General features: G+C 69.1%; 30 protein-coding genes. 21 read left to right on the forward strand and 9 right to left on the reverse strand.

Features of this window, described 5'->3' with window-relative positions:
- Nucleotides 1–5: 5 nt before the first annotated feature.
- Nucleotides 6–1742, forward strand: coding sequence for a dihydroxy-acid dehydratase (ilvD, locus tag QO010_RS07835; RefSeq protein ID WP_307347978.1), 1737 nt, complete (start codon nucleotides 6–8; stop codon nucleotides 1740–1742).
- Here ilvD and QO010_RS07840 read toward each other — a convergent pair.
- The 7 genes from QO010_RS07840 to xth all read right to left on the reverse strand — a co-directional run bounded on the left by QO010_RS07840 (nucleotide 1739) and on the right by xth (nucleotide 6061).
- A complete protein-coding gene (locus tag QO010_RS07840) occupies nucleotides 1739–2431 on the reverse strand; it encodes an NnrU family protein (RefSeq protein WP_307347979.1) in 693 nt (230 codons plus the stop codon). The two genes, ilvD and QO010_RS07840, sit on opposite strands and share 4 nt — an antisense overlap.
- A 58-nt stretch (nucleotides 2432–2489) precedes the next feature.
- Complete coding sequence (locus tag QO010_RS07845; RefSeq protein WP_307347980.1) at nucleotides 2490–3122, reverse strand: hypothetical protein; 633 nt, start codon at nucleotides 3120–3122, stop codon at nucleotides 2490–2492.
- A 32-nt stretch (nucleotides 3123–3154) separates the two neighbouring features.
- On the reverse strand, nucleotides 3155–3952 hold the full coding sequence (locus tag QO010_RS07850) for a DUF2145 domain-containing protein (RefSeq protein WP_307347981.1): 798 nt from the start codon (nucleotides 3950–3952) through the stop codon (nucleotides 3155–3157).
- Nucleotides 3949–4323 carry a hypothetical protein gene (locus QO010_RS07855; protein WP_307347982.1) on the reverse strand — a complete coding sequence of 125 codons (375 nt, stop codon included), beginning with the start codon at nucleotides 4321–4323 and terminating at the stop codon, nucleotides 3949–3951. Before QO010_RS07855 ends, QO010_RS07850 begins: the two co-directional genes overlap by 4 nt.
- Before the next feature lie 72 nt (nucleotides 4324–4395).
- The gene (locus QO010_RS07860) at nucleotides 4396–4761 is read right to left on the reverse strand and encodes an EthD domain-containing protein (RefSeq protein WP_307347983.1); all 366 of its coding nucleotides are present in this window, start codon (nucleotides 4759–4761) and stop codon (nucleotides 4396–4398) included.
- On the reverse strand, nucleotides 4758–5285 hold the full coding sequence (locus QO010_RS07865) for a GNAT family N-acetyltransferase (protein ID WP_307347984.1): 528 nt from the start codon (nucleotides 5283–5285) through the stop codon (nucleotides 4758–4760). Before QO010_RS07865 ends, QO010_RS07860 begins: the two co-directional genes overlap by 4 nt.
- A complete protein-coding gene (gene xth / locus QO010_RS07870) occupies nucleotides 5282–6061 on the reverse strand; it encodes an exodeoxyribonuclease III (RefSeq protein ID WP_307347985.1) in 780 nt (259 codons plus the stop codon). Before xth ends, QO010_RS07865 begins: the two co-directional genes overlap by 4 nt.
- A 36-nt stretch (nucleotides 6062–6097) precedes the next feature.
- On the opposite strand from xth, the gene QO010_RS07875 reads away from it, so the two are divergent.
- Together QO010_RS07875 and QO010_RS07880 are read left to right on the forward strand one after the other, a co-directional pair.
- Nucleotides 6098–6451 (forward strand): hypothetical protein, encoded by a 354-nt coding sequence (locus QO010_RS07875; protein ID WP_307347986.1) that lies wholly within the window; start codon nucleotides 6098–6100, stop codon nucleotides 6449–6451.
- Between the two features lie 34 nt (nucleotides 6452–6485).
- The gene (locus QO010_RS07880; RefSeq protein WP_307347987.1) at nucleotides 6486–7925 is read left to right on the forward strand and encodes an FAD/NAD(P)-binding protein; all 1440 of its coding nucleotides are present in this window, start codon (nucleotides 6486–6488) and stop codon (nucleotides 7923–7925) included.
- On the opposite strand, the gene erpA is transcribed toward QO010_RS07880, so the two are convergent.
- Nucleotides 7922–8254: an iron-sulfur cluster insertion protein ErpA gene (erpA, locus tag QO010_RS07885; protein ID WP_307347988.1), complete on the reverse strand. Its 333-nt coding sequence runs from the start codon at nucleotides 8252–8254 to the stop codon at nucleotides 7922–7924. The genes QO010_RS07880 and erpA overlap by 4 nt on opposite strands.
- 81 nt (nucleotides 8255–8335) lie before the next feature.
- Here erpA and QO010_RS07890 point away from each other — a divergent pair, with 81 nt between their 5' ends.
- From QO010_RS07890 to QO010_RS07945, 12 genes are all read left to right on the forward strand, one after another.
- Complete coding sequence (locus tag QO010_RS07890) at nucleotides 8336–9520, forward strand: deoxyguanosinetriphosphate triphosphohydrolase (protein WP_307348636.1); 1185 nt, start codon at nucleotides 8336–8338, stop codon at nucleotides 9518–9520.
- Between the two features lie 107 nt (nucleotides 9521–9627).
- Entirely contained in the window at nucleotides 9628–10410 is a 783-nt protein-coding gene (gene ftsN / locus QO010_RS07895) for a cell division protein FtsN (protein ID WP_307347989.1), read from the forward strand.
- A gap of 13 nt (nucleotides 10411–10423) precedes the next feature.
- Nucleotides 10424–11449 (forward strand): beta-N-acetylhexosaminidase, encoded by a 1026-nt coding sequence (gene nagZ / locus QO010_RS07900; protein ID WP_307347990.1) that lies wholly within the window; start codon nucleotides 10424–10426, stop codon nucleotides 11447–11449.
- The gene (locus QO010_RS07905) at nucleotides 11446–12267 is read left to right on the forward strand and encodes a segregation and condensation protein A (RefSeq protein ID WP_307347991.1); all 822 of its coding nucleotides are present in this window, start codon (nucleotides 11446–11448) and stop codon (nucleotides 12265–12267) included. The genes nagZ and QO010_RS07905 overlap by 4 nt, the downstream gene beginning before the upstream one ends.
- A complete protein-coding gene (scpB, locus tag QO010_RS07910; protein ID WP_307347992.1) occupies nucleotides 12264–12917 on the forward strand; it encodes an SMC-Scp complex subunit ScpB in 654 nt (217 codons plus the stop codon). The genes QO010_RS07905 and scpB overlap by 4 nt, the downstream gene beginning before the upstream one ends.
- A gap of 119 nt (nucleotides 12918–13036) precedes the next feature.
- Nucleotides 13037–13249: a twin-arginine translocase TatA/TatE family subunit gene (gene tatA / locus QO010_RS07915; RefSeq protein WP_307347993.1), complete on the forward strand. Its 213-nt coding sequence runs from the start codon at nucleotides 13037–13039 to the stop codon at nucleotides 13247–13249.
- Between the two features lie 75 nt (nucleotides 13250–13324).
- The gene (tatB, locus tag QO010_RS07920) at nucleotides 13325–13840 is read left to right on the forward strand and encodes a Sec-independent protein translocase protein TatB (RefSeq protein ID WP_307347994.1); all 516 of its coding nucleotides are present in this window, start codon (nucleotides 13325–13327) and stop codon (nucleotides 13838–13840) included.
- Complete coding sequence (gene tatC, locus QO010_RS07925) at nucleotides 13837–14739, forward strand: twin-arginine translocase subunit TatC (RefSeq protein ID WP_307347995.1); 903 nt, start codon at nucleotides 13837–13839, stop codon at nucleotides 14737–14739. The genes tatB and tatC overlap by 4 nt, the downstream gene beginning before the upstream one ends.
- Nucleotides 14740–14950: 211 nt before the next feature.
- Entirely contained in the window at nucleotides 14951–16351 is a 1401-nt protein-coding gene (gene serS, locus QO010_RS07930; protein ID WP_307347997.1) for a serine--tRNA ligase, read from the forward strand.
- The gene (surE, locus tag QO010_RS07935; RefSeq protein ID WP_307348000.1) at nucleotides 16351–17133 is read left to right on the forward strand and encodes a 5'/3'-nucleotidase SurE; all 783 of its coding nucleotides are present in this window, start codon (nucleotides 16351–16353) and stop codon (nucleotides 17131–17133) included. The genes serS and surE overlap by 1 nt, the downstream gene beginning before the upstream one ends.
- Before the next feature lie 9 nt (nucleotides 17134–17142).
- The gene (locus tag QO010_RS07940) at nucleotides 17143–17808 is read left to right on the forward strand and encodes a protein-L-isoaspartate(D-aspartate) O-methyltransferase (RefSeq protein WP_307348002.1); all 666 of its coding nucleotides are present in this window, start codon (nucleotides 17143–17145) and stop codon (nucleotides 17806–17808) included.
- A 117-nt stretch (nucleotides 17809–17925) separates the two neighbouring features.
- Nucleotides 17926–19509: a peptidoglycan DD-metalloendopeptidase family protein gene (locus QO010_RS07945; protein WP_307348004.1), complete on the forward strand. Its 1584-nt coding sequence runs from the start codon at nucleotides 17926–17928 to the stop codon at nucleotides 19507–19509.
- 3 nt (nucleotides 19510–19512) lie between these two features.
- Here the strand turns inward: QO010_RS07945 and QO010_RS07950 are convergent, their stop codons facing one another.
- On the reverse strand, nucleotides 19513–20349 hold the full coding sequence (locus QO010_RS07950) for an ATP-binding protein (protein ID WP_307348006.1): 837 nt from the start codon (nucleotides 20347–20349) through the stop codon (nucleotides 19513–19515).
- 109 nt (nucleotides 20350–20458) lie between these two features.
- On the opposite strand from QO010_RS07950, the gene yajC reads away from it, so the two are divergent.
- From yajC to QO010_RS07980, 6 genes are all read left to right on the forward strand, one after another.
- The gene (gene yajC / locus QO010_RS07955; protein WP_307348007.1) at nucleotides 20459–20761 is read left to right on the forward strand and encodes a preprotein translocase subunit YajC; all 303 of its coding nucleotides are present in this window, start codon (nucleotides 20459–20461) and stop codon (nucleotides 20759–20761) included.
- Between the two features lie 26 nt (nucleotides 20762–20787).
- Nucleotides 20788–22386 (forward strand): protein translocase subunit SecD, encoded by a 1599-nt coding sequence (gene secD / locus QO010_RS07960; RefSeq protein ID WP_307348008.1) that lies wholly within the window; start codon nucleotides 20788–20790, stop codon nucleotides 22384–22386.
- A 10-nt stretch (nucleotides 22387–22396) separates the two neighbouring features.
- Nucleotides 22397–23344: a protein translocase subunit SecF gene (gene secF / locus QO010_RS07965; protein WP_307348011.1), complete on the forward strand. Its 948-nt coding sequence runs from the start codon at nucleotides 22397–22399 to the stop codon at nucleotides 23342–23344.
- Nucleotides 23344–23709, forward strand: a complete 366-nt coding sequence (locus tag QO010_RS07970) for an Mth938-like domain-containing protein (RefSeq protein ID WP_307348013.1) — start codon at nucleotides 23344–23346, stop codon at nucleotides 23707–23709. The genes secF and QO010_RS07970 overlap by 1 nt, the downstream gene beginning before the upstream one ends.
- A 72-nt stretch (nucleotides 23710–23781) precedes the next feature.
- Entirely contained in the window at nucleotides 23782–24396 is a 615-nt protein-coding gene (locus QO010_RS07975; RefSeq protein WP_307348015.1) for a urate hydroxylase PuuD, read from the forward strand.
- A gap of 58 nt (nucleotides 24397–24454) precedes the next feature.
- Nucleotides 24455–25171, forward strand: a complete 717-nt coding sequence (locus tag QO010_RS07980; RefSeq protein ID WP_307348017.1) for a squalene/phytoene synthase family protein — start codon at nucleotides 24455–24457, stop codon at nucleotides 25169–25171.
- Nucleotides 25172–25173 lie beyond the last annotated feature (2 nt).

Genomic DNA, 25173 nt, shown 5'->3' on the forward strand with positions numbered 1-25173 from the left:
TGACCATGGCCAGGAAGCCGGACGGAAGCTGGGACAAGTCGGGCCTGCCGAGCCGCCATGTGACGGAGGGACCGTCGCGCGCACCGCACCGCTCCTACTATTACGCCATGGGCCTTGGCAGCCGCGAGATCGCCCAGCCCTTCGTCGGCGTGGCCTCGTGCTGGAACGAGGCGGCGCCCTGCAATACCGCCCTGATGCGCCAGGCCCACGCCGTCTCGGTCGGGGTCAAGCGGGCCGGGGGGACGCCGCGCGAGTTCTGCACCATCACCGTCACCGACGGCATCGCCATGGGCCATGAGGGCATGCGCAGTTCGCTGGTCAGCCGCGAGGTCATCGCCGACTCGGTCGAACTGACCATGCGCGGCCACAGCTACGACGCCCTGGTCGGGGTGGCCGGCTGCGACAAGAGCCTGCCGGGCATGATGATGGCCATGCTGCGGCTCAACGTGCCCAGCGTCTTCCTCTATGGCGGCTCGATTCTGCCCGGCCTCTACAAGGAGCGGGAAGTCACCGTGCAGGACGTCTTCGAAGGCGTCGGCCAGCACTCGGCCGGCAAGATGAGCCTGGAAGACCTGTGCGAGCTCGAGCAGCACGCCTGCCCCGGTGACGGCGCCTGTGGTGGCCAGTACACGGCCAACACCATGGCCTGCGTGTCGGAAGCCATCGGCCTGGCCCTGCCGCTGTCCTCGGCCCTGCCGGCCCCCTATCTCGACCGCGACCGCTATGCCGAGGCCTCGGGCGAGGCCGTGATGAAGCTGATCGAACGGAACATCCGCCCGCGCGACATCTGCACCCGCAAGGCCTTCGAGAACGCCGCCCGCGTCGTGGCGGCGACCGGCGGCTCGACCAACGGCGGGCTGCACCTGCCGGCCATGGCCCATGAGTGCGGCATCGACTTCACCCTGCGCGACGTCTGCGAGATCATGAAGGCCACGCCCTACCTCGCCGACCTGATGCCCGGCGGCCGGTTCGTGGCCAAGCATATGGGTGAGGCGGGCGGGGTGCCGATGCTGCTCAAGACCCTGCTGGAGGGCGGCTTCCTGCACGGCGATTGCATGACCGTGACCGGCCAGACCATCGCCGAGACCCTGAAGGGCGTGAAGTGGCGCGACGACCAGGTGGTCATCCGCCCGGTCTCCGAGCCGCTGTCGCCGACCGGCGGGGTGGTGGGCCTGTGGGGCTCGCTCGCCCCCGACGGGGCCATCGTCAAGGTCGCCGGCAACACCTCCCACCGCAAGCACCGCGGCCCGGCCCGGGTGTTCGACGGCGAGCAGGCCTGTTTCGACGCGGTCGAGGCCGGCGACTACCAGGACGGCGATGTCCTGGTCATCCGCTACGAGGGCGCCAAGGGCGGTCCCGGCATGCGCGAGATGCTGTCGACCACCGCCGCCATCTCCGGCCAGGGCCGGGGCGAGAAGGTGGCCCTGATCACCGACGGCCGGTTCTCCGGCGCCACGCGGGGCCTGTGCATCGGCCATGTGGGCCCCGAAGCCCAGGAGGGCGGCCCCATCGGCCTGGTCCGCGACGGCGACATCATCGCCATCGACGCCGACGCCGGGACGCTGGATCTGGAGGTCGATGAGGCCGAGCTGGAACGCCGCCGGGCCGAGTGGAAACCCAAGGTCACGGCCTATGGCTCAGGGGCGCTGTGGAAGTTCGCCCAGACCGTCGGGCCAGCGCACCTGGGGGCGGTGACGCATCCCGGGTTCGCGGGCGAGCGGCACGTCTACGCGGATATCTAACCGCGCTGGATCGCCGCCACGCCGAACATCGCGCCGTGGAACCAGGCTGTCAGACCCCACAGGACCAACGCCAGGGCGATCCGCCACCAGCCGATCTCGCCAATCTTCAGCGGCTGTTTGCCGGTCAGGATGGCGGCGAACGGGACGTTCGAGGTCTTGGCGGTAAAGGCGGCGTAGCTTTCGCCCAGCGCCTTGCGGCGCTTGGCGTCGATGCTGACCGTTCCGAAGATGGCCAGCAGCAGCATGGTCCCGAACAGGATGACGCTGGGCGTGTCGCCGTTCAGGAACAGGTGGCCGGCCGCCCAGAGCGCCACGCCCCACAGGAAGGGGTGGCGGGTGATGCGCACCATGCCCTTCACCGCGTCGGGCTTGTCCAGCACGCCCTCCTGCTTGACGCTGGTGGGGTTGGGGGTGGTCAGGCCCGGCACGATCAACAGGAAGGCCAGCAGGGTGACGGCCATCTGCAGGTGACGGCCCCAGTCGGGCGCCTGCCAGTAGACCTCGCCCAGGCCGCGCGCCTGGATATAGCCCCAGATCAGCGCCCCCAGGCCGGCGAACGAGGCCAGGGTGAAGAGGCCCATATAAGGGCCTTCGCCGATGACCCTGACCAGCCCGCCCCGGATGGCGGTGCCGGAAATCAGCAGGTGGATAGCCAGGAAGAACAGCGCGGCGGCGATCAGCAGGGTCATGGCGGTCTCTCCGATTGGCGGGAGGATGGGCCTATAAATTTACACTGTCAATTATAGCCTATTCGTCTTCGTCCCAGGGCAGTTCGGGATCGTTGTCCGTCGCGGCGGGAGGAGGAGCGCGCGCGGGTTCGGGACGGGCGACGACCGGGGCGGGCTGAGGGGCGGCGGGTGGGCGGCGCAGAACCGCCTCGCTGCGGGCCAGCCAGCGGTTGGCCTCCTGGATGGCGGCGGCGGGGGAGGTGGCTTCGCGGCGGGCCTCGTCGCCGATCAGCCACAGGTCCAGCTCGAAATCGGGATGGCGCGGGTCGTCGAAGATCAGCCGCAGGGTGACCTGGCTGGCCGTGGAGACCACCTGGTCCAGGGCCCGGCGCGGTTCGTTGCGGAAGGCCCGGGCCACCACCCGGCCGTCGATCAGCAGCTCGGCTCCCATCAGCTCGTCGATGCGATAGACCAGGCACCAGGCGCCGCGGTCCCAGGCCACCGCCGCCAGGCCGCTCTCGAAGGCGAAGCCGGCGCCCCGACCGCGGCCCCTGGCGATCACCAGGCTGTCGGGCTCGGCCTTCAGCACCCGGCGCAGGGCCCGGCGGATACGGCGGTCCTCGTCCATCATCCAGATCGCCGCGCTGCCCAGGAAGGTGACCACCGTCCCGGCCAGTCCCAGCAGCAGCAGCATCCGCGCCAGATCGCCCATGGTCTCCCGCTTAACCGGAGTCCGGGGCCGCGTCAGCCAGGGCGTTGAAACGAATAGCTGGTCGCCGACAGAGCGTTGTCGGCCATGAAGGGGGCGATCGACTCATAGGCGGCGGTGACGATGGGCCCGTCCTGGTCGTCGACGGCCAGGCGGCCATCCAGCATCGGTCCGATCAGCCGGGTCAGCGGGTCGACCTTGATGACCGAGGGCTTGAACCATTTCCGAAGGTTCACCCGGACCTGGTCGGGATCGTTGGTCTGCCAGGCGGCGCAGGCGACGATATCCAGCACGAAGGTGTTGCAGTTCTGGTGGCGGCTCTCGAACGGGTTGGCGACCAGTCCGTAGGAGGGGATGTGCATCGCCGCATAGGTCGGCGAGTCGATCACCGCCAGCAGCCGCCGCTGCATCTCGGGCGTGGGCAGGATCACCGCCACATCGTCCTCGACCGAGCCCTGCATGAAGTTGGTTGGCCAGTCCTGGACCAGGGACGAGCGGTCCTTGGGCAGGGCTTTGCCGTCGCCCTGGTAGAGATTGTAGACCGCATAGCCCTTGAGCTGGCCGCCGTCGGTCTTGATGTCGCGATACACCCAGAAGGCGCCGTGGGTGTAGCTAAGTCCCTCGGGCATCGAACGCCGCGCCCTCCCCGAGCGAAAGACCATGGCCACGCGCCCCCCTCGGGTGGCCAGGTCCTTCTCCAGCGCCTTGCCGAAGGCTGCGGCCTGCGGCGGCGTCAGATGTTTGGCGGATCCAGCCGCCGAACTGTCCTGGGCGAGCGCCGGCTCGGCCGCCGGCAGGGCGGCCAGGGCCAGCAGCAAGGATCGCCGGTTCACTTCGGTTTCTGGACTTCGTAGGGGACGACCGGGGCCGGCTGGGGCGCCAGCACCACCCGGTCAGTCACCGTCAAGGGCTGGCCGGAGAAGTCGGCGGCGTCCGAGCCGGCCTGGCTGGTCCCGTCGGCCAGGGCCATGCTGCTGTCGCCCACCCCCTGGGCGGTGCTGCCCACCGCCGCCGAGCCCCCAGCCGCCACCATCAGGGGCAGGGCGACGACGCCGGCCACGGTCTTGACCCCCGCCTCGGCGAAGGCGGAGACGGCCTGGGCCGACTGGTCGGAGGCGGTGGAATAGTTGGTGACGCTGTCGGCCTGGGCGAGGGCCGGAGCCGCGAAGATGAGGGCTGTGATGGGCAGAATGGCGAGACGCATGAACGCTTCCTCGTCGTGAGTGAGCGCTCACAATCAAATTGGATTGCGGCCGAATTGTGGCAAGGCGGCCGGCTAGAAGACCACCTTCTCCTCGCCCCACCACAGCGGTGAGCGGGGCAGGTCGATGAATTTCCGCTCGTCCTCCAGCAGCAGCCGGCCGGCCTCGGCGGCTTTGGGATCGGTGGCGCTGAGAGCCATGTCCTCGAAACTGTCCCACCACAGCTGAGCGACGCCGTCATAGCCCTCGGGGCCGGCCCGGGCGGTCCGCAGGTCGGCGGAGATCTCAGCCGGCAGGCTGTGCATCTGCACATAGCGGCGGATACGCAGCGGCTCTCGGACGCTGGCCACCAGCGGGGCGTGGGTGTTCCACCAGTAGTCCTGGAAGGCCTCTCTGCTGAGGGTGGGCAGGCGGGTCAGGCAGAAGGTCAGCTTGATCATGACAATGTCTCGCGTTCGAGGCCGTAGAGGATGGTCTTGAGGCCACTCTCCAGGAAGACGCCCTGGCGCTGGAAGCCGACGGACCGCGAGCAGCCCTGGGCGGCGTCGTTGTCGGCCTCGTGGGCGATCCAGGCGGTGCGGGCCTCCGGGAACAGCGGAAAGGCGACCTGGGCCAGGTAGGCGCGCAGCATGGCCGCGCCCAGGCCGATGCCGATCAGGTCGGGCTCGCCGATATAGAGGTCGACACCGATTCCTTCTTCCTGGCCGATCATCGCGGCCCAGTCAGGGAAGTCGCTGAGCCGGTAGCACTGCAGATAGCCGAAGGGCGCGTCCAGCCAGGCCAGGTGACAGTGGGTGGCCGTGTCTCCGGAAAGGCGCGGGTCGTATTTCTCGGCGATCTCGTCCAGCGAGATCGGGGTCTTCTGGAAGAAGCGGCGCAGGTGGCGCCGGTTCAGCCAGTCATGCAGCAGCGGGAAGTCGGCGCCGGTCAGCTCAGTGAAGCCGATGACCGGCGGGCTCGTCACAACGCCAGCTCGATGACCACCGGCACATGGTCGGACGGCTTTTCGCCCCCCCGCACGTCGCGGTGGATGTCGACCGCCCGCAGCCTGTCGGCGGCCTGGGGCGAGAGCAGGTGGTGGTCGATGCGGATGCCGTGATTCCTGGGCCAGGCGCCGGCCTGATAATCCCAGAAGGTGTAGCCGCCGGGCGTGCCGTCCAGCTGCATGTAGGCGTCGGTGAGGCCCAGGTTCTTGAGGGCCCGGAAGGCGCCCCGGCTCTCGGGCTGGAAGAGGGCGTCGCCCAGCCAGCCCTCCGGCTTGTCGGCGTCCTCCGGCTCGGGGATGACATTGTAGTCGCCGCAGATGACCAGCGGCTCCTCCAGCGCCAGCAGGCCGCGGGCGTGGGTGTTCAGCCGCTTCATCCAGCCCAGCTTGTAGGTGAACTTCTCCGTCCCGATCGGATTGCCGTTGGGCAGGTAGATGCCGCAGACCCGCACCGGGCTGGGACCCGACACCACCGCCTCGATGTAGCGGGCGTGCTCGTCGCCATCATCGCCCGGCAGCCCCTTGCGGACATCCTCCAGCGGCGTCTTCGACAGCATGGCGACACCGTTGTAGGTCTTCTGGCCATGGACGGCGACGTTGTAGCCCAGCCGCTCGAACGCCTCGGCCGGGAACTTCTCGTCGATGCACTTGATCTCCTGCAGGCAGGCGACGTCGGGCGAGGCCTCCTCGAACCAGGCCAATACAGTTTCCAGGCGAGCATTGACCGAGTTTACGTTCCAAGTGGCGATACGCATTGACGGCTCCGCGCGAGGTGAGGAAGGCTAGGTCGCATGGCAGGGGCGCTCAAGACCAGAGGTGAACGCGCCAGGGGCAGCCCTGAGCGCGGCGGGCAGATGGTGCTGCTGGTCATCGCCACCGGCCTGTGCGCCATCCTGGCGCCGATCGGGGCGGTGGGGGCGCTGTTCTCGCCGCTGGTGTTCGACGAGCGCGGCAACCTGCTCAACCCGCTGGCCTGGCTGGGCTTCCTGCTGATGGTCAGTTTCTGGATCGTCTGCATCATCGCCCCGTTCATCGCCTGGGTGTTGTGGACCCGCAAGCAGGCGCGCGGCGCCTGGACCGCCATCGCCGCGCCGGCGGTGTGGATCCTGGCGACGGTGACCATCCTGCAGTTCATTCCGGGCTAGCTGCCCTAACGGTACGCGGCTAGTTGAAACGGCCATGGACATGCCGCGCCGCGAGTCGCCCCCGCCTCAGACCATCGCCATCGTGGGCGGCGGGTTCAGCGGAACCGTACTGGCGCTGAAGCTCTCGGGCGCGGACCCGTCCCTCGACATCCTGCTGATCGAGCGCGACCGGCGGCTGGGCCGGGGCCTGGCCTACGGGGCCTGCGGACCCGAACACCTGCTCAACGTGCCGGTCAGCCGCATGGAGTTGGGCCTGACGCCCAGCTTCGCGGCGTTTCTGGACGATCACCGCGAGGCCCTGGCCGACGCCATCGCCGAAGCCGGCGGCGACCTGACCGCCGCCTTCGTGCCCAGGGCGCTGTTCGGCGACTATCTGCAGGCCCGCATCGAAGCCGCCGTAGCGGCGGGAACGATCCGCGCCGTCAAGGGCGAGGCCGTGGCGGTCGAGCCCGGCGCCCGGGCCACGATCGTCCTGGCCGACGGCCGGCGGCTGGCGGCCGACCGGGTGGTGCTGGCCACCGGCAACCTGCCGCCGGCCTCGCCGTTCCGGGCCGAGGAGGCGGTGGTCGACAGCCGCTTCTACGTGCCTGACCCCTGGGCGGCCGACGCCTTCGATGGGCTGGACCCGGACGCGCCGGTGCTGCTGGTCGGGGCCGGGCTGACCATGGTCGACATCGCCCTGAAACTGGCCGCCGAGGGCCATCGCGGCCTGATGCTGGCCACCTCCCGCCGGGGCCTGGCCCCCCGCTCGCACCGCCATGGCGGCGCCTGGACGGCCCAGCCGCTGCACACGGGCCTCAGCCCCCGGGCGCTGATGGGGGCCCTGCGCGCGCAGATCGACGAGGCCACCGCCGCCGACGTCCCCTGGCAGCGGGTGTTCGACGCCGCCCGGCCGGTGGTGGCCAGCGTCTGGTCCGGCTGGAGCCTCAAGCAGCGCCGCCAGTTCCTGCGCCACCTGCGCACCCGCTGGGACGTCCACCGCCACCGCATGGCCCCCCGCATCGGCGCGGCCCTGCAGGCCCTGCTGGACAGCGGCCAACTGCGAGTCGCGCCCGGCCGCCTGCGCCGCTTCGAGGCGGACGCGGCGGGGATCGCCGCCGAACTGGTCGCCCCACACGGCGCGGCCCAGTCCGTCCGCGCCGCCCGCATCATCAACTGCACCGGCCCCCGCAGCGACTTCGGTCGCATCGAAATCCCCCTGGTCGCGGATTTGCGCCGCAGAGGGCTGCTGCGCCCCGATCCGCTGGGCCTGGGCCTGGACACCGACGACTGCGCCATGGTGGGGCAGGGGGGCACGCCCTCGGCCTGGCTCTATGCTTTGGGTCCGCTGACAAGGCCGGCCTGGTGGGAGGTCACCGCCGTCCCCGAGATCGCCGTGCAGGCCGACCGGCTGGTCAAGGTCCTGACCCATCCGGAAGAGGCGGTGGCGACGCCGCTCAGCGACGCCTTCATCGACCTGGGCGCAGGGATCTAGATCGAGAAACTTACGCCGCAGCCGCAGCTGCTCTTGGCATTGGGGTTGCGGACCTTGAATTCCGCTCCGGCCAGTTCGTCGACGAAATCGATCTCCGAGCCCTTCAGCAGGGCCAGCGAGATGTCATCCACCAACGCCGCGGCCCCGTCGCGCTCGATGCGCAGGTCGCCCGGCTCACCCGTCTCGACCAGGTCGAAGCGGTACTGGAAGCCTGAGCAGCCGCCGCCGTCGACCGCCACCCGCAGCATCACCGGATGGCCTTCCTTGGCCGAAATGGCGTGCAGCCGCTGGGCGGCGCTGGCGGAAAGGGTGAGGGGTTGGTCGCGCATGCCTGTGGAAAACTCCTGGAACTCCTATATGTGCAACCCCGCGCCGCCTGGAAAGGGGCGCCGTCGATGTCAGGGCCGCCGATGAGCTCCAGCTTCCAGTATCCGCCTCGGGCGGCCTATGCCGAAGATTTTTCGAAATCCCTCGGCCGCCAGCACCCGGAAGCCCCCAGCCGCACCCGCTCGCCCTTCGCCCGCGACCGCGACCGCATCATCCATTCCACCGCCTTCCGCCGGCTGAAGGAGAAGACCCAGGTCTTCGTCGCCCACGAAGGCGACCACTACCGCACTCGCCTGACCCACAGCCTGGAGGTCGCCCAGATCGCCCGCTCGCTGGCCGTGGCCCTGGGGCTGGACGCCGATCTCGCCGAGGCCATCGCATTGGCCCACGACCTGGGCCACCCGCCGTTCGGCCATGCCGGCGAGGATCAGCTGGACGAGGACATGCAGCCGTTCGGCGGCTTCGATCACAATGTGCAGACCTTCCGGGTGGTGACCGAGCTGGAGCATCGCTATCCGGACTTCCTGGGCCTCAACCTGACCTGGGAGACGCTTGAGGGGGTCATCAAGCACAACGGCCCGGTCACCGACCGGCTGGACCGGCCCAGCTGGACGGCGGTGGCGCGGTTCAACAACAGCTTCGACCTGCGCCTGGACGGCTGGCCCTCGGCCGAGGCCCAGGTCGCCGCCATCGCCGACGATATCGCCTACAACAACCATGACGTCGATGACGGCGTGCAGGCGGGCCTGCTGAAGCTGGACGAACTGCTCGACGTGCCGCTGATCGGCCCGATCCTGCATGGCGTGCAAAGCGAGCGGCCGGACCTGGACGAGCGACTGGTGCGCATGGAGGCGGTGCGCCGGATGATCGGGGCCATGATCGACGACGTCATGGGCGAGACCCTGCGCCGCGCCCAGGTCGCCCGGCTGGACGGTCCCGAGGCGGTCCGCACGCTGGGGCATGCCCTGGTCGCCTTCTCGCCCGACATGGGCGAGGACCTGGCCCGGTTGCGCCAGTTCCTGTTCGACAGGATGTACCGCCACTGGCGCGTCAACCGCACCCGCAGCCAGGCCCGCCGAATTCTGGCCGAGATGTTCGGGTTGTATATGAGCGAACCCGAGGTGCTGCCCACCGAATGGTTCGCCCGCTCGCAGAACCGCGACGACGCCGGACGGGCCCGGGTGGTGTGCGACTACATCGCCGGAATGACCGACCGGTTCGCCATCGAGGAACACCGCCGCCTGTTCCAGCTCGACGCCTGGAACTGATCCACCGGTTTTATGGCGGTGAGGGGCCGGGCCTCGATACATTGTTAAGATTGGGTGTGTGATTCGTTAGCCACGTTTCCCACATTCCGCCCGGAGCTTTCCGTCCGATGTCCGATCAAGAACGCGGCGCCTATACGCCCCGCAACGAAGCGCCCCTGGCGTTCGACGCCCGCCGGCCCGTGCGCGGGGGTGGACCGATGCCGGTCACCCTGGTGGTGAGCGCGGTGATCCTGCTGGTCCTGGCCGGCGGATTTTTCTTCATCTACCGCGACGGCCTGCGCGGGGCGAACGATGCGCCCAAGCCGGTGGGCACGGTGGTGGCCGACGCCCGGACCGCGCCCAAGGGCGACGACACGCCGGAAGACCCCAGCACCGGCCTGCAGATCTACAACCAGGAGACCGGCCAGACCGTCTCGGGCGCCCCGACCCTGGCCGCCCCGCCGGAAGAGCCGATGAGCCGCCCCACGCCCCGGCCGACCGAACCCGTCCAGACCGCCCAGCTGAAGCCCCCGGCGCCCAAGCCCGCCGCCGGCCCCGTGGCCGCCCAGCCGGCCTCGCCGGTCGAGCAGATGGCCCAGCAGGTCACCAAGCCGACCCCGGTCAAGCCGCCCGTCGCCGCCCCGACCCCCGAACCTCGCCAGAGCGGGGGGGCGATGGCCATGGTGCAGATCGGCGCCTTCACCTCGCCGGCCCTGGCCGACAAGGGCTGGAACGACGCCGCCGCCATCGCCCCGGGCGCCGCCGCCGGCAAGGGCAAGAAGGTCGAGACCATCGTCAAGGACGGCGTCACCCTCTACCGCACCCTGGTCACCGGCTTCCCGAGCCGCGCTGAGGCGTCCGCCTTTTGCGATCGCCTCAAGGCCGCATCCAAGAACTGCTTCGTGAAGTGATTGGCTTGGTGAAGTGAGCGCCAGCGCCTGCATCCTGGGCTGCAAGGGCCATGAGCTGACGCCGGACGAGGTTGCGCTGTATCGGGACGCCAGGCCCTGGGGCTTCATCCTGTTCCGGCGCAATATCGACAACCCCAGCCAGGTCCGCGACCTGACCGCCGCCCTGCGCGAGAGCGTGGGCCGGCCCGATGCGCCGATCCTCATCGACCAGGAGGGCGGCCGGGTCGCCCGGCTGCAGCCGCCGCACTGGCGCAAATACCCGCCGGGCCGGGCCTATGGCGAGCTTGCGGCCAACGATCCGCTGCTGCGCCGCGAGATCACCCGGCTGGGCGCCCGTCTGATGGCTCATGACCTCGCGGGTCTGGGGATAAATGTCGACTGCGTGCCGGTGCTCGACGTTCCTCAGCCGGGCGCCCACGACATCATCGGCGACCGCGCCTATGCGACGACGGCTGAGGAGATCGCCCTGTTGGGCCGGGCCGCCGCCGAGGGGCTGATCGCCGGCGGGGTGCTGCCGGTGATCAAGCACATCCCGGGCCATGGCCGCTCGATGGCCGACAGCCATGAGCACCTGCCGGTGGTCGACGCGCCGCGCTCGGCGCTGGCGGCGGTGGATTTCGCGCCGTTCCGGGTGCTGTCGGACATGCCGATGGCGATGAGCGCCCATGTCGTCTACACCGCGTTGGATCCGAAACGGCCGGCCACGGCCTCGCGCCGGGTGATTTCCGAGATCATTCGCGGCGATATCGGCTTCAATGGACTGCTGATGACCGACGATCTCTCCATGAAGGCCCTGAGCGGCGATTTCACCGCCCGCGCCCGCACCGCGCTCGCCGCCGGCTGTGACATGGTCCTGCACTGCAATGGCGAGATGGACGAGATGACCGCCGTGCTGAAGGGCGTCAAACCCTTGGCCGGCAAGGCCCGCCGCCGGGCCGACGCCGCCCTGGCGCGCCTCGCCAAGGTGGTCGAGCCCTTTGACGCCGAGGCCGGCCGCGCCCGCTTCGAGGCCGCTTTCGAGGGCAGGCTGGCGGCATGAGCGATGCGTTCCAGCCCGACCTGGACTTCGCCGCCGCCGGGGCCGCCGCCGAGGATGGCGAGGCGCTGGTCATCGACCTGGAGGGCTACGAAGGCCCGCTGCACGTGCTGTTGGCCCTGGCCCGCACCCAGAAGGTCGACCTGCTGCAATTATCGATTACAAAGTTGGCCGACCAGTACCTGGCCTTCGTTCGCCAGGCGCGGACGCTGCGCTTCTCGCTGGCCGCCGACTATCTGGTGATGGCCGCCTGGCTGGCCTACCTCAAGTCGCGCCTGCTGCTGCCCAGGGCCGAGCGCCCCAAGGCCGACGAGGCCCAGCCCGAGGAAATCGCCGCCATGCTGGCCTTCCGGCTGGCCAAGCTCGACGCCATGCGCCGGGCGGTGGAGAATTTGCGGGTGCTGCCGCAGCTGAAGCGCGACGTCTTCATGCGGGGCGACCCCGAAGCGGTGAAGATCGTCTCGTCGGGCCGCATCGAGGGCGACCTCTATCAGCTGATGAGCGCCTATATCGGCCAGCGCAAACGCGAGGGCGAGCGCCACTATCGGCCCGCCGCCCCCACCGCCTACGCCCTGGACGACGCCCGCTCGCGGCTGCGCGAACTGCTGCCGGAACTGGCCCACTGGACCTCGCTCAATGGCGTCGCCCCGATGGCCCATGCCGAGGGCGGCCCCAGCCGGGCCAGCTACCTGGCCTCGACCCTCTCGGCCGGGTTGGAGCTGGTCAAGGAAGGCGTGCTGGAGGCCCGGCAGCTCGAGGCCTTCGCCGATGTCTATCTGCGGACTCGCAAGGCTAAGGCGGCTAAAGAAGCCACGGCATGAGTGATATCCCCGAAACCGCGCGGCGCATCGAGGCGCTGCTGTTCGCCGCCGCCGAGCCGCTGTCGGAAGCCGACCTGGCCCGCCGCCTGCCCGAAGGCGCCGAGGTGTCGGCCGCTCTGGCGCATCTGGCCGAGACCAGCGCGGGCAGGGGCGTGGAGCTGGCCTGCGTCGCCGGCCGCTGGCGGTTCCAGACCGCCGCCGACCTGGCCTTCCTGATGACCGAGGAGCGGGAAGAACCCCGCCGGCTCTCCAAGGCCGCCCAGGAGACCCTGGCCATCATCGCCTACCACCAGCCAGTCACCCGGGCCGAAATCGAATCGGTGCGGGGGGTGCAGGCCAGTCGTGGAACCCTCGATGTCCTGCTGGAGCTGGGCCTGGTGCGCATGCGCGGCCGCCGCCGCACGCCGGGACGCCCCGTCACCTACGGCACAACCGACGCCTTCCTGGAGCATTACGGCCTGGCGGCGCTGGCCGACCTGCCGGGCATGGCCGAGATGAAGGCCGCCGGCCTGCTGGACATGAACCTGCCGCCCGGATTCAACGTGCCCGATCCGACCATGCCGCGCAGCGAGGAAGAGGCCGAGGACGCCCTGGACCTGGAGGACGCGCCGGAATTCCACCAGGATTTCGTTGGGGATGAGACACCCTGACACGGCGCGCCAAAACGCCTTGTGGCCCAGGGCCTTGCTAACGCCTATATTGTCGGCGAAAGACTTGACGTCCCGCGGCGCCCCGGCGCCGGCCGGGGATCGCTTTAGGAGAGTTACCCATGGGCGGCTTGCAACCCATTCACTGGATTTTCGTGGCCCTGGTCGCCCTGCTGCTGTTCGGCGGCCGCGGCAAGCTGTCGGGAATCATGGGCGATGCGGCCAAGGGCATCAAAGCCTTCCGTGAAGGCCTGAAGAACGAGGAAAAGCCGGAGGACGTGGTCGCCACGCCGCTGCCGCGCACCGAGCCCGCCAAGGACGAAGCCCGCAACTAGGCGGGACGTTCAAACGCGGCTTATGGGGCAAAGGCGGCTTTGCCCGAGCTGCAAAGGGGGCCATAAGGCGCGTCCATGCTCGGACCTGACCTCAGTTTTTCGCACATCCTCATCGTCGCCGCCGTCGCCCTGATCGTCGTCGGCCCGAAGGATTTGCCCGTTCTGCTCCGCAAGGTCGGGCAGTTCGTCGCCCGCATGCGCGGCATGGCCGCCGAGTTCCGCTCCAGCTTCGACGAGATGGCCCGCCAGTCGGAGCTCGATGAGTTGCGCAAGGAAGTGGCGGCCATGCGCTCGGGCCAGTATGGCGCATCGAGCGTCATGGGTTCGGACGCCACCGAGATGTTCAACGACATCGATGCGACCCTGCGCGGCGGCGATGTCAGCTTCAGCCCGGCCATGGCCCAGTACGAGCCGCCGGCGGACGAACCCGAGGCCAAGCCCAAGCGGGCCCGAAAGTCCAAGGCTGAGCCTGAAACTCAAACCATCCCCAAGCCCGCCGCGCGCAAGACCAAGACCGCCGCCGTGGTCGAGCCGGCCGCTAAACCGGCCCGCAAGCGCGCGCCCCGCAAGCCGCCGGAGATCGTCTCTTGAACGACCTGCCGCCCCCGGACGAGGCCGAGATCGAGGCCTCGCGCGCGCCGCTGCTGGATCATCTGGTCGAACTGCGCCGCCGGCTGATCATCGCCGCCGTGGCGCTGGCCCTGGGTTCGGTGGTCAGCTTCGTCTATTCCGAGGACATCCTGAAATTCCTGGTGCGGCCGTTCATCGTCGCCCAGCAGATCCTCGAAACCCAGAAGGCCAGCGGCAACCACAACCCGCTCGACATGGTGTTCGCGCTGTTCCAGCCGCACACGGTCAAGCAGGACGCCAAGTTCGAGCTGATCTACACCGCGGTGCTGGAGATCTTCTTCACCCGGCTGAAGATCGCCCTGTTCGGCGGCCTGATCCTTAGCTTCCCGGTGCTGGCCTGGCAACTCTACCGCTTCGTGGCCCCGGGCCTCTACAAGCGCGAGCGCGGGGCCTTCCTGCCGTTCCTGATCGCCTCTCCCGTGCTGTTCGCGGTCGGGGCGGCCATGGTCTACTACATCATGCTGCCGCTGGTGCTGTGGTTCTCGCTGTCCCAGGCCATCACCACCGGGCCGATCACCGTCGAGCTGAAGCCCAAGGTTTCCGAATACCTCTCGCTGGTCACCACCCTCTTGATGGCCTTCGGCCTCTGCTTCCAGCTGCCGGTGGTGCTGACCCTGATCGGCATGGCCGGCCTGATCACCTCCAAGGCCCTGCGCGCCGGCCGCCGCTACGCCATCCTGGCCGTGGTCGCCGTCGCCGCCGTCATCACTCCGCCCGACCCGATCAGCCAGGTCATGCTGTCGGTGCCGATCTGCCTGCTCTACGAGGTCTCGATCTGGTGCGTCTGGCTGATCGAGCGCCGCCGCAAGCGCGAGGACGAGGCCGAGGCCGGCACGGACGTGGTGGTGAGGGGCGGATAAGCAACTCCCTCCCCTTTATGGGGAGGGACGGCGACGAAGTCGCCAGGGTGGGGAACCCGCCTGTCAGGCAAACCACCGGGCGTGGGAGCCCCACCCGGGTCGCTTGCGCGACCGTCCCTCCCCATAAAGGGGAGGGAGTCTGATCTGCGGATTGCCCACCTTCCCAACGCGCCTTAGAGAAAGCCCCCTCACTCCAACCGGGCGCGATCCCATGCACGACATCAGAGCCATCCGCGACAATCCCACCGTCTATGACGCCGGTTGGAGCTCGCGTGGGCTGTCGTCGCAGACGCCGGCCATTCTCGAACTGGATGCGATCCTTCGCGCCGCCCAGACCGCGCTGCAGGCCGCCCAGTCGCGCCGCAACGAGGCCTCCAAACAGATCGGCGCCGCCAAGGCCAAAAAGGACGAAGCCGCCGCCCAGGCCCTGATGGCCGAGGTCGAAGCCCTCAAGGCCGAGATGGCGACCCAGGCCGAGATCGAAACCTCGGTGGGCGCGACCCTGCGCGGTCTGCTGGCCAGCCTGCCCAACCTGCCCGATCCGGTCGTGCCGGCTGGGGCGGATGAGCACGACAATGTCGAGCAGCGCCGCCATGGCGAGCCGCGCAAGACCAACAATCCCCGCGACCATGTCGACCTGGGCGCGGCGCTGGGCGGCATGGACTTCGAGGCGGCCGCCCGCATGTCGGGTTCGCGCTTCGTGGTGCTCAAGGGCGGGATCGCCCGGCTGGAACGGGCCATCGGCCAGTTCATGATCGACCACCAGACCACGGTGAACGGCTATACCGAGATCTCGCCGCCGCTGCTGGTCAAGGACGAGGCCATGTTCGGCACCGGCCAGCTGCCCAAGTTCTATGACGACCAGTTCAGCGCCGCGCGGATGAGCGAGCGGGAGCGGCTGCTGCGCAAGGCGCTCTACGGCCTGAAGGACGAACTGAAGTCGCTCCCCGCGGCGACCGACCCGCTGGAGGCGGTGTTCAACCTGATCGACCGCGCCCCGACCGAGGAAGACCTCTGGCTCATTCCAACGGCCGAGGTTTCCCTGACCAACCTGGTCCGCGAGCAGATCACCGACGAGGCGGAACTGCCCCTGCGCCTGACGGCCCTGACCGCCAGCTTCCGCGCCGAAGCCGGCGCCTCGGGTCGCGACACCCGCGGCATGATCCGCCAGCACCAGTTCTACAAGGTCGAGCTGGTCTCGATCACGACGCCCGAGCAGTCGGACGCCGAGCACGAGCGGATGACCAATGCCGCCGAGAGCGTGCTGAAGGCGCTGGACCTGCCGTTCCGCACCATGCTGCTCTGCACCGGCGACATGGGGTTCTCGGCCCGGCGGACCTATGATCTGGAAGTCTGGCTGCCCAGCCAGAACGGCTACCGGGAAATCTCCAGCTGCTCGAACTGCGGCGACTTCCAGGCCCGGCGCATGGACGCCCGCTGCAAGGTGGCCGGGGAGAAGGGGACCCGCTTCGTCCACACCCTCAACGGCTCGGGGCTGGCGGTGGGCCGGACCTTGGTGGCGGTGATGGAGAACTATCAGGACGAGGGCGGGCGGATCGCCATTCCGGATGCGCTGAAGCCCTATATGGGCGGACTGGACCATATCGGCTGATGCGTATCCTGCTGACCAATGACGATGGCATCCATGCCGAGGGCCTGGTTTCGCTCGAGAAGATCGCCCGGGCGCTGAGCGACGACGTCTGGATCGTGGCCCCGGAATACGAGCAGTCCGGGGCCAGCCGCGCCCTGACCCTCTCGGATCCCCTGCGGGTGCGCAAGGCCGGCCCGCAGCGCTGGTCGGTCGAGGGCACGCCGACCGACTGCGTGATGATGGCGGTCCGTGAGTTGATCGATGGCGCCGCGCCGGACCTGGTGCTGTCGGGCGTCAATCGCGGCCAGAACATCGCCGAGGACGTCACCCTGTCGGGCACCGTGGCCGGGGCCATCGAGGGCATGGCGTTGGGCATCCCGTCCATCGCCCTGTCGCAGGCCGTGCGGATCTTCCATGACGAGGCGGTCATCCACTGGGAGACCGCCGAGCACTTCGGCCCCGGCGTCGTCAAACGGCTGATCGAGATCGGCTGGCCCAAGGACGCGGTGATGAACGTCAACTTCCCGGCCCGGCCGCCGGAGCGGGTCGATACGATCGAGGTCACCCGCCAGGGCTTCCGCGACAGCCATGTCCGCACCGCCGAAAAGCGCACCGACCTGCGTGGCCGCGACTACTATTGGATGGGCTTTACGGGCGAGCTTTCCGACCCCGCCGAGGGCACCGACCTGAAGGCCATCTATTCGGGCAGGATCTCGGTGACGCCGCTGCATATCGACCTGACGCACAACGAAGCTCTGCATCGCCTCAAGGGCCTGCTGGGCGGCGTGCCTCCGAAGGCGTAGAGATCGCCGATGGCAGACCCGCATGGCGAGGACGATTCCCCAGAGACCCGCACCGCGCGGCTGATCCTGGCTCTGCGCTCGCAGGGGGTCACCGACCCCGGCGTGCTGAACGCCATCGAGCGCACCCCGCGCGAGCTGTTCACGCCGGACCTGTTCAAGGAGCGGGCCTGGGAGGATTCGGCCCTGCCCATCGCCTGCGGCCAGACCATCAGCCAGCCCTTCATCGTCGGCTTGATGACCCAGGCCCTGACCCTGGAGCCCCGGGCCCGGGTGCTGGAGATCGGCACGGGGTCTGGCTACCAGACCGCGGTGCTCTCGCCGCTGGCCCGGCTGGTCTACACCGTCGAGCGCTATCGAACCCTGATGCGCGAGGCGGAATCCCGCTTCAAAATCCTGGGCCTGACGAATGTGATCACCCGGTTTGGCGACGGCGGCGAGGGCTGGCCGGAACAGGCGCCTTTTGACCGCATTTTGGTCACGGCGGCGGCGCCGGAAGAACCCAAGGCTCTTCTGGCGCAGCTGAAACCGGGCGGGGTTCTGGTGGCGCCGATCGGCAAGGGGCCGGTGCAGTCTCTGCGCCGGTACGCGGGCGACGGGAAGGGCGGCTTCAAGGTCGAGCTTCTGGGCGATGTCCGTTTCGTGCCCCTGCTGGACGGCGTGGCGCGCGAACTGTGAACCGGGGGGTCTTGCCGACCCCGGGGATCGACAATCGGGGTTGGGTTTCGCGGGCGTGCTTAACGCCAGTTTAACGCGCTGGGCCCACATCCTTCGAACCTATCGATCGGAGTGGCGATGACTCATGTCCTGACCCGTGTGCTGCTGCTGGGCGCCGCGACGAGCCTGCTGACGGCCTGCGCCTCCACCCCCCGCTATCCCGTCAACGAGGGCGAGACGGCGGGCAGCGGCCCGCAGATGCCGCAGATGCCGCTGCCAAAGTATCCCACGGGCTCGGCCCCTCAGGCCGCTTACAACCCCGACGCCGTGCGCAACGAACGCGCCGCCGGGGCCGGGCTGGCGGGCGGCTATCTGGACCGCACCGTCGACGACTACGCCCCGCCGCGCGCCGCTCCGGTCGGGCGGGTGCAGGTCGCCTACCTGACCCAGGACGACACGCCCCAGACCACCGACGCGCCGGGCCAGGTCGACAGCCAGCCGATCCCCGACAATGACGGCGTCGAGGTCAGCGCCCCCATTTCACGCCCCGGCGCGCCGGTGATCGCCCCGGCCCGTCCCTATTCGCCGCCTCCGCCGCCGCCGGCTTCGCCGCCGCCCTCGTCCTTCGAGCCGGCCTATTCGCCGCCGCCGCCCCCGACCCGCAGCGCCCCGCCGCCCAAGCCGCAGACCAAGACCGTGGTCAGCGTCGGCGGCGCCGTCGTCACGGTCGAAGGCAAGCCGGTCATCTACACGGTCAAGGAAGGCCAGGGCCTCGACGCCGTGGCCCGCGCCCTGGACACCACCCGCAAGCAGCTGGCCGACGACAACAAGCTGAAGGAGCCCTACCGGCTCAAGCCCGGCCAGAAGCTGAAAGGCCCGGTCACCAAGGCCAAGGCCTATGTCGTGCAGTCCGGCGACACCCTCTCGGCGGTGGCCAAGCGCTTCAGCGTCACGCCCAAGGCCCTGGCCGCCGAGAACGGCCTGTCGGTCAAGGCGGCGATCAAGGGCGGCCAGAAGCTGCGCCTGCCGTCGGGCTACAAGGATACCGGCCCGGTCAAGAAGACGATCACCATCAACCCGCCGTCGCCCCCGCCGCCGCCGCCGGCCTATTCGCCACCGCCGGTCTATTCGCCCCCGCCGCCCCCGCCGTCGACGTATCGTCCGCCGTCACCGCCTCCGCCGCCGCCCCTGCCGCTGCGGCCGCCTGTGACGACATCGCCGCCGCCCTACCGGCCGCCTTCGCCGCCGCCGAGCACGGCCCCGCCGATCCTGACCACCAAGCCGACCGACGTTTCGGACGCCGATATCGCCCGGCTGGGCCGCGGCCTCTTCACCTGGCCGCTGCAGGGCAATGTCATCCAGGGCTTCGGCCCCGGGCCGGATGGCAAGATCAGCGATGGCCTGAACATCGCCGCGCCGGAAGGCACGATGGTGCGCGCCGCCGCCGCCGGGACGGTCGTCTACGCCGGCAGCGACTACAAGGTGCTGGGCATCACGGTGCTGATCCACCATGACGACGGCTCCTGGCTGACCAGCTACAGCTATCTGAGCCGCAAGTCGGTGCAGACCGGCGACCGCGTCGCCCAGGGCCAGCCGATCGGCGTGGTCGGCGCGCCGGCCGGCACGACCCAGACCCAGGTGCATTTCGTGGTGCTCTACACTCCCGTGTTCGGCCGCGACAAAGCCAAGCCGCGCGATCCGATGCTGGTGATGCCCCGGTAGGGCCTAGGCGGGCAGGGGAACACCCAGCTCGCCGGCCAGGTCGCGAATGAACTGCCAGGCTACCCGGCCGGAGCGGGCGCCGCGCAGCTGCGCCCATTGCAGGGCGCGGCGATCCAGGTCCTTGTGCTTCAGGCCGAACCGGGTGGCGTAACTGCGCACCGCCGCCAGATAGGCGGTCTGGTCCATGGGCGGGAAGCCGATCCACAGGCCGAAGCGGTCCGAGACGCTTACCTCCTCCTCGGCGTCCTCGGCGGCGGCGATCAGGCCCCGGCCCTCGGCATGGTCGCGGGGCATCAGGTGGCGGCGGTTGGAGGTGGCCACGAACAGCACGTTGGCCGGGGGACCGGCCACGCCGCCCTCCAGGGCCGACTTCAGCGCCTTGGCCGCCGCTGCGCCATCCTCGAAGGACAGATCGTCGCACAGCACCACGAAATGCTCGGGGCGCTCGCGCAGGGCGTCGAACAGGGCGGGCAGGGCGGTGACCTCGTCGCGGTCGACTTCGACCAGCCGCAGTGAGGGCTGGCCGGACGCCAGATGCATGAAGGCGGCCTTGGCCAGCGAGCTCTTCCCGGTCCCACGCACGCCCCACAGCAGGGCGTGATTGGCGGGGAGCCCCGAGGCGAAACGGCTGAGATTCTCCACGAACCGGGCCTTCTGCGCCTCGATCCCGACCAGCAGGTCGAGCGCCAGGCCATAGTCCGGCGCGGCCAGGAAGGCGCCGTTCGGGTCGTGACGGAACATCCGTGCGCCCTCGAATGCGGCGGCCGGGGCGGGCGGCGGGGCCAGCCGTTCGAGCGCCTCGGCGATGCGGGCGAGCAACGTATTCAGGTCAGTGTCCACCCGCGGCTCATACCTTCCGTGGCGCTCATTGCAAATCGAAGGTCGAACACATAGTTTCCGCCGACCTGAACGCGGCCCGGTTCCGCGCCGCCGTCCTATCGGAGTCAAAATGCCCAACCTTGGTTCGCTCAGCCAGATGCTCCCCATCCTGCTGATGATCCCGCTGTTCTACTTCCTGATCATCCGGCCTCAGCAGAAGCGCGCCAAGGATCACCAGGCGACCATCAACGCCATCAAGCGCGGTGACAACGTGGTGCTGTCCAACGGCATGCTGGGCAAGGTGGTCCGGGTCGAGGACAAGGAAGTCGGGGTCGAGATCGCCCAGGGCGTCACCGTCAAGGTGATCAAGGCGATGGTGGCCGAAGTGCGCACGCGGGGCGAACCCGCCGCCGCCAACGACGCCAAGAACTAGCTGACCAGCCGGGAGGGCCTCCGGCCATGATGACGCTATCGCGTTGGAAACTTTGGGCCGTTGGGCTCGCGCTGGTGTTCGGGATCGTCTTCTCGCTCCCCAACCTGCTGCCGGCCAGCGTCCGCGCCAGCCTGCCGGGCTTCGTGCCCAAGCAGACCCTGAATCTGGGTCTGGACCTGCAGGGCGGGGTCTACCTGCTCTATGAGGTCGACACGGCCGCCCTGCGCAAGGAAAAGACCACCAACCTGGTCGAGGACGTGCGCTCCAACCTGTCGGACGCCAGCATCGCCAGCACGGGCCTGGGCGTAACGTCCGACGGCGCGGTGACGGTGCGGATCAGCGACCCGGCCCAGATGGACGAGGCCTACAAGGCGCTGCAGAAGCTGGCCCTGCCGGATTCGGCCGGCGTGCAGGAGGTCAGTCTCGACCGAGCCGCCGACCAGAGGCTGAAGCTCTCCTTCTCCGACAGCGCCCTGCGCAAGCAGGCCGATGACGCGGTCGGCCAGACCATCAACACCATCCGGCGGCGGATCGACCTGCTCGGCACCAAGGAGCCGGCGATCACCCAGCAGGGCAGCAGCCGGATCGTCGTGCAGGCGCCCGGCGAAAAGAACCCCGACCAGCTGAAGAAGCTGATCGGCACGACCGCCAAGATGACCTTCCAGCTGGTCGACGAGAACGCCTCGGTCGAAGAGGCCCTGGCCGGCACCCTGCCGCCGGGGAGCGAGGTGCTGCCCAGCACCGACAAGTCCACCGGTCCCTTCGTGGTGGTCAAGAAGCGGGCCCTGGTCACCGGGGCGATGCTCAAGAAGGCCACCGGCACCATCGACACCCAGACCGGACAGGCGGTCGTCGCCTTCTCGTTCAAGGCCGTCGGCGCGCAGAAGTTCGGCCAGGCCACGATCGCCAATGTCGGCAAGCGCTTCGCCATCATCCTGGACGGCAACGTCATCTCGGCGCCCAGCATCAACGAGCCCATCCTGGGCGGCAACGGTCAGATCAGCGGCAATTTCACCGTGCAGAGCGCCGATGAACTGGCCACCCTGCTGAACGGCGGCGCCCTGCCGGCGCCATTGAAGCTGATGTCCGAACAGTCGGTCGGGCCGGAAATGGGCGACGAGGCGATCCGGGCCGGCAAGATCTCGGTGGCCCTGGGGCTGGTGGCCATCGTGGCCTTCATCTTCCTGGCCTATGGGGCCCTGTTCGGCGGCGTGGCCATCGCCTCGCTGATCCTGAACCTCCTGATGATGTTCGGCGTGCTGTCGATGACCCAGTCGACCCTGACCCTGCCCGGCATCGCCGGTCTGGTGCTGACCCTCGCTGTGGCCGTCGACGCCAGCGTGCTGATCTATGAGCGGATCCGCGATGAGGAGCGGGCGGGACGAACGCCGATCGCGGCCATGGACACCGGCTTCAGCCGCGCCCTGGTCTCGATCTTCGACGCCAACATCACCTCGCTGATCGCCGCCCTGATCCTGTTCTCGGTGGGGGCGGGTCCGGTGCGGGGCTTTGCCGTCACCCTGTCGTTCGGGGTGTTCACCTCGGTGTTCTCGGCCATCCTGGTCACCCAGGTCCTGTTGGGCCTGTGGCTGCGCATGACGCGGCCCAAGAAGCTTCCGATCTGAGGTCGCCCAGATGCATTGGCCATTGATCAAGAACCTGCCGCCGGTGACGAACTTCCGGTTCGTCCAGCTGGCGCCGTACCTCGCCGTCGTCTCCATCCTGCTCGTGCTGGGATCGGGGGTGTCCTACTTCACCAAGGGCATGAACCTGGGCATCGACTTCGCCGGCGGTGTCGCCATGGAAGTCCACACGCCCACGGCCATTCCCAAGACCCAGCTGCAGGAAGACCTGCTGCGCTTTGGGGCCCACGATCCGTCGGTGGTGTCCATCGTCGGCGATCCCAACTCGGCGATGCTCCGCTTCCGCGCCGCCGAGGGCCAGGACCTCAACACGGTCGGCCAGCAGGTCGCCGCCAGGCTGAAGGCCGAGGTCCCGGGCCTGACCATCAAGCGCCAGGACGTCATCGGCTCGCAGGTTTCCAAGGAGCTGTTGTGGTCGGGCCTGGAGGCTATGGGCCTGGCCCTGGGCCTGATGCTTCTCTACATCTGGTTCCGCTTCCAGCTGCAGTTCGGCTTCGGCGCCGTGCTGGCCGTGCTGCACGACATCGTGCTGACCATCGGCATGCTGTCCTTCCTGCAGATCGAGTTCTCGCTGACCACCGTGGCGGGCCTGTTGACCGTCATCGGCTATTCGATGAACGAGAAGGTCATCACCTTCGACCGGCTTCGGGAAAACCTGCGGAAATACAAGGTCACGCCCCTGGGCGACCTGATCAACCTGTCGGAAAACGAGCGGTTGTCGCGGACCATCATCACCGGCTCGACGGCGCTGCTGGCGCTGGGCGGCATGCTGTTCCTGGGCGGTCCGGCCCTGTTCCCGCTGGTCTTCACCATGGTGTTCGGCATCTTCATCGGCACCTATTCGTCGGTCTATGTGGCCCTGCCGCTGATCCTGCTGTGGGGCGTCAAGCGCGGCGACGAGGACGCCACCCCGATCAAGCTCGGCCCGGCCCGCTACTAGTGGCTGACCTGCGACAGCCGCCGTCCATCGACGCCTGGGGCGGCGGCGGATTTCGGGTGTCGGGGCAGTGGCGGCCCGGCTCGCTGCTCATCCTGAACGACGAGCCGCTGGCCTGGCGTCCGGTGAGCTTCGATCAGGTGGGCGCCGCCGATCTGGCCGAAATCCTCGCGGCCGGCCCCGCCGCCGTCGAGTTTGTGCTGTTCGGCACGGGCCTCACCCAGATGCTGCCCAGCCGCGACCTGCGCGAGGCGGTGAAGAACGCGGGCCTCGGCCTGGAGTTCATGTCCACCCAGGCGGCCGCCCAGCAGTATAACGTCCTGGCCTCCGACGGCCGGCGGCTGGCGGCGGCCCTGATCGCCGTCTGAGGCTGCTTGGCAGCCGCCCGGGAACGGGCCTATAGCTGGACCTCTGGTAGGGAATCCCTGGGGACGAAAGCTATGGCTGGATTTCTGTCGAACTTCCGCAACACCATGATCGTCAGCGTCATTTTGGCGCTCATCATGATCGTTGGCTACTATCTGCACGGGCCCGATCACGGCGGCGCCATCTTCTGGCAGGCCGTGTTCCGCTGGCTGCACGTGTTCTTCGGCATCCTGTGGATCGGGCTGCTCTACTACTTCAACTTCGTGCAGATCCGGGTGATGCCCAACGTGCCGGCCGAGCTGAAGCCGGCGGTGTCGAAATACATCGCGCCCGAAGCGCTGTTCTGGTTCCGCTGGGCCGCCCTGGCGACCTGGGTCATGGGCGTGATCCTGGCGATCAGCCGCGGCTATCTGATGGAAGTCCTGACCCTGGGCTTCGCCGGCGGCTACGACGCCGGCCAGATCAACTACACCTTCCTTGGGGTGGGTGTGTGGCTGGGCACGATCATGTTCATCAACGTCTGGGGCTTCATCTGGCCGGCGCAGAAGATCGCGCTGGGCATCAAGGAGGCCGACGCCGACGCCAAGGCCGCCGCCGCCAAGAAGGCGATGATGTTCTCGCGCATCAACGTCCTGCTGTCGCTGCCGATGCTCACCGCGATGGCGATGAACCAGACCGTCTTCGGCTGATCTGGACACAAGGCAAGGAGGGGGCCCGTCATCGCGACGGGCCCTTTTCGTTTTGAGCATGGATGACCTCGAAGACATCGACGCCATCGTCAGGCGGGCCGACCCGGACCGCTGGCTGGCCAGCCGTTTCGTCGCCGATCCGGCGGCGCGGGCCGATGTGCTCGCCCTCTACGCCTTCAACCAGGAACTGGCCCGCATCCCCTTCGCGGTCAGCGATCCGCTGATGGGCGAGATCCGCCTGACCTGGTGGCGCGAGGCGATGGACGAGATTGCCCTCGGCCGCCCGCCGCGCCGCCATCCGGTGGTGCTGGCCGTCGCCGCCTCCAGCCTCCCGCCCCAGGCCCTGGCCGACCTGACCGAGGCCCGCGACGCCGACCTGGAAACAGAGCCGTTCGCGGATCGCGAGGCCGTGCTGGCCTATCTGGACGCCACGGTCGGGGCGGTGACCGCGCTGGCGGCCAGGCGGCTGGATCCAGCGAGCGATGCCGCCCACGTCGTCTCCGCCGCGCGGGCCTATGGCCTGGCCGCCCTGTGGCGGCTCAAGCAGACCGGCCATCGCTGCCGCCTGCCACAGGCCTGGAGCGGCCAGGACATCCGCCTGGAGGTCGACGGAGCCCTGGCCGCGGCCCGCGCGGAAGTCGGCCCTTTGCCAGTCGCGGCTTTCCCCGCGGTGGCCCCCGCCGCCCTCGCCCGGGCGTCCATGGCCGGCGAGCCAGGGGCCCTGGTCAAGCGGCTGCGCCTGACCCTGGCCGTGGCGACCGGACGGTTGGGGTAGCC

The sequence above is a fragment of the Caulobacter ginsengisoli genome (assembly GCF_030814835.1).
Classification (GTDB): domain Bacteria; phylum Pseudomonadota; class Alphaproteobacteria; order Caulobacterales; family Caulobacteraceae; genus Caulobacter; species Caulobacter ginsengisoli.

Excerpts from the sequence above, each read along its gene's own strand:
- QO010_RS07855 (WP_307347982.1), bottom strand. The coding sequence starts at position 4,323 with ATGCGTCTCGCCATTCTGCCCATCACAGCCCTCATCTTCGCGGCTCCG.
- yajC (WP_307348007.1), top strand. The coding sequence starts at position 20,459 with ATGCCCAACCTTGGTTCGCTCAGCCAGATGCTCCCCATCCTGCTGATG.
- QO010_RS07980 (WP_307348017.1), top strand. The coding sequence starts at position 24,455 with ATGGATGACCTCGAAGACATCGACGCCATCGTCAGGCGGGCCGACCCG.
- QO010_RS07875 (WP_307347986.1), top strand. The coding sequence starts at position 6,098 with ATGGCAGGGGCGCTCAAGACCAGAGGTGAACGCGCCAGGGGCAGCCCT.
- surE (WP_307348000.1), top strand. The coding sequence starts at position 16,351 with ATGCGTATCCTGCTGACCAATGACGATGGCATCCATGCCGAGGGCCTG.
- QO010_RS07940 (WP_307348002.1), top strand. The coding sequence starts at position 17,143 with ATGGCAGACCCGCATGGCGAGGACGATTCCCCAGAGACCCGCACCGCG.
- xth (WP_307347985.1), bottom strand. The coding sequence starts at position 6,061 with ATGCGTATCGCCACTTGGAACGTAAACTCGGTCAATGCTCGCCTGGAA.
- serS (WP_307347997.1), top strand. The coding sequence starts at position 14,951 with ATGCACGACATCAGAGCCATCCGCGACAATCCCACCGTCTATGACGCC.
- QO010_RS07905 (WP_307347991.1), top strand. The coding sequence starts at position 11,446 with ATGAGCGATGCGTTCCAGCCCGACCTGGACTTCGCCGCCGCCGGGGCC.
- secF (WP_307348011.1), top strand. The coding sequence starts at position 22,397 with ATGCATTGGCCATTGATCAAGAACCTGCCGCCGGTGACGAACTTCCGG.
- ilvD (WP_307347978.1), top strand. The coding sequence starts at position 6 with ATGGCCAGGAAGCCGGACGGAAGCTGGGACAAGTCGGGCCTGCCGAGC.
- ftsN (WP_307347989.1), top strand. The coding sequence starts at position 9,628 with ATGTCCGATCAAGAACGCGGCGCCTATACGCCCCGCAACGAAGCGCCC.
- tatB (WP_307347994.1), top strand. The coding sequence starts at position 13,325 with ATGCTCGGACCTGACCTCAGTTTTTCGCACATCCTCATCGTCGCCGCC.
- QO010_RS07945 (WP_307348004.1), top strand. The coding sequence starts at position 17,926 with ATGACTCATGTCCTGACCCGTGTGCTGCTGCTGGGCGCCGCGACGAGC.
- secD (WP_307348008.1), top strand. The coding sequence starts at position 20,788 with ATGATGACGCTATCGCGTTGGAAACTTTGGGCCGTTGGGCTCGCGCTG.
- QO010_RS07975 (WP_307348015.1), top strand. The coding sequence starts at position 23,782 with ATGGCTGGATTTCTGTCGAACTTCCGCAACACCATGATCGTCAGCGTC.
- erpA (WP_307347988.1), bottom strand. The coding sequence starts at position 8,254 with ATGCGCGACCAACCCCTCACCCTTTCCGCCAGCGCCGCCCAGCGGCTG.
- scpB (WP_307347992.1), top strand. The coding sequence starts at position 12,264 with ATGAGTGATATCCCCGAAACCGCGCGGCGCATCGAGGCGCTGCTGTTC.
- QO010_RS07880 (WP_307347987.1), top strand. The coding sequence starts at position 6,486 with ATGGACATGCCGCGCCGCGAGTCGCCCCCGCCTCAGACCATCGCCATC.
- QO010_RS07840 (WP_307347979.1), bottom strand. The coding sequence starts at position 2,431 with ATGACCCTGCTGATCGCCGCCGCGCTGTTCTTCCTGGCTATCCACCTG.
- tatA (WP_307347993.1), top strand. The coding sequence starts at position 13,037 with ATGGGCGGCTTGCAACCCATTCACTGGATTTTCGTGGCCCTGGTCGCC.
- QO010_RS07890 (WP_307348636.1), top strand. The coding sequence starts at position 8,336 with ATGAGCTCCAGCTTCCAGTATCCGCCTCGGGCGGCCTATGCCGAAGAT.
- QO010_RS07860 (WP_307347983.1), bottom strand. The coding sequence starts at position 4,761 with ATGATCAAGCTGACCTTCTGCCTGACCCGCCTGCCCACCCTCAGCAGA.
- QO010_RS07845 (WP_307347980.1), bottom strand. The coding sequence starts at position 3,122 with ATGGGCGATCTGGCGCGGATGCTGCTGCTGCTGGGACTGGCCGGGACG.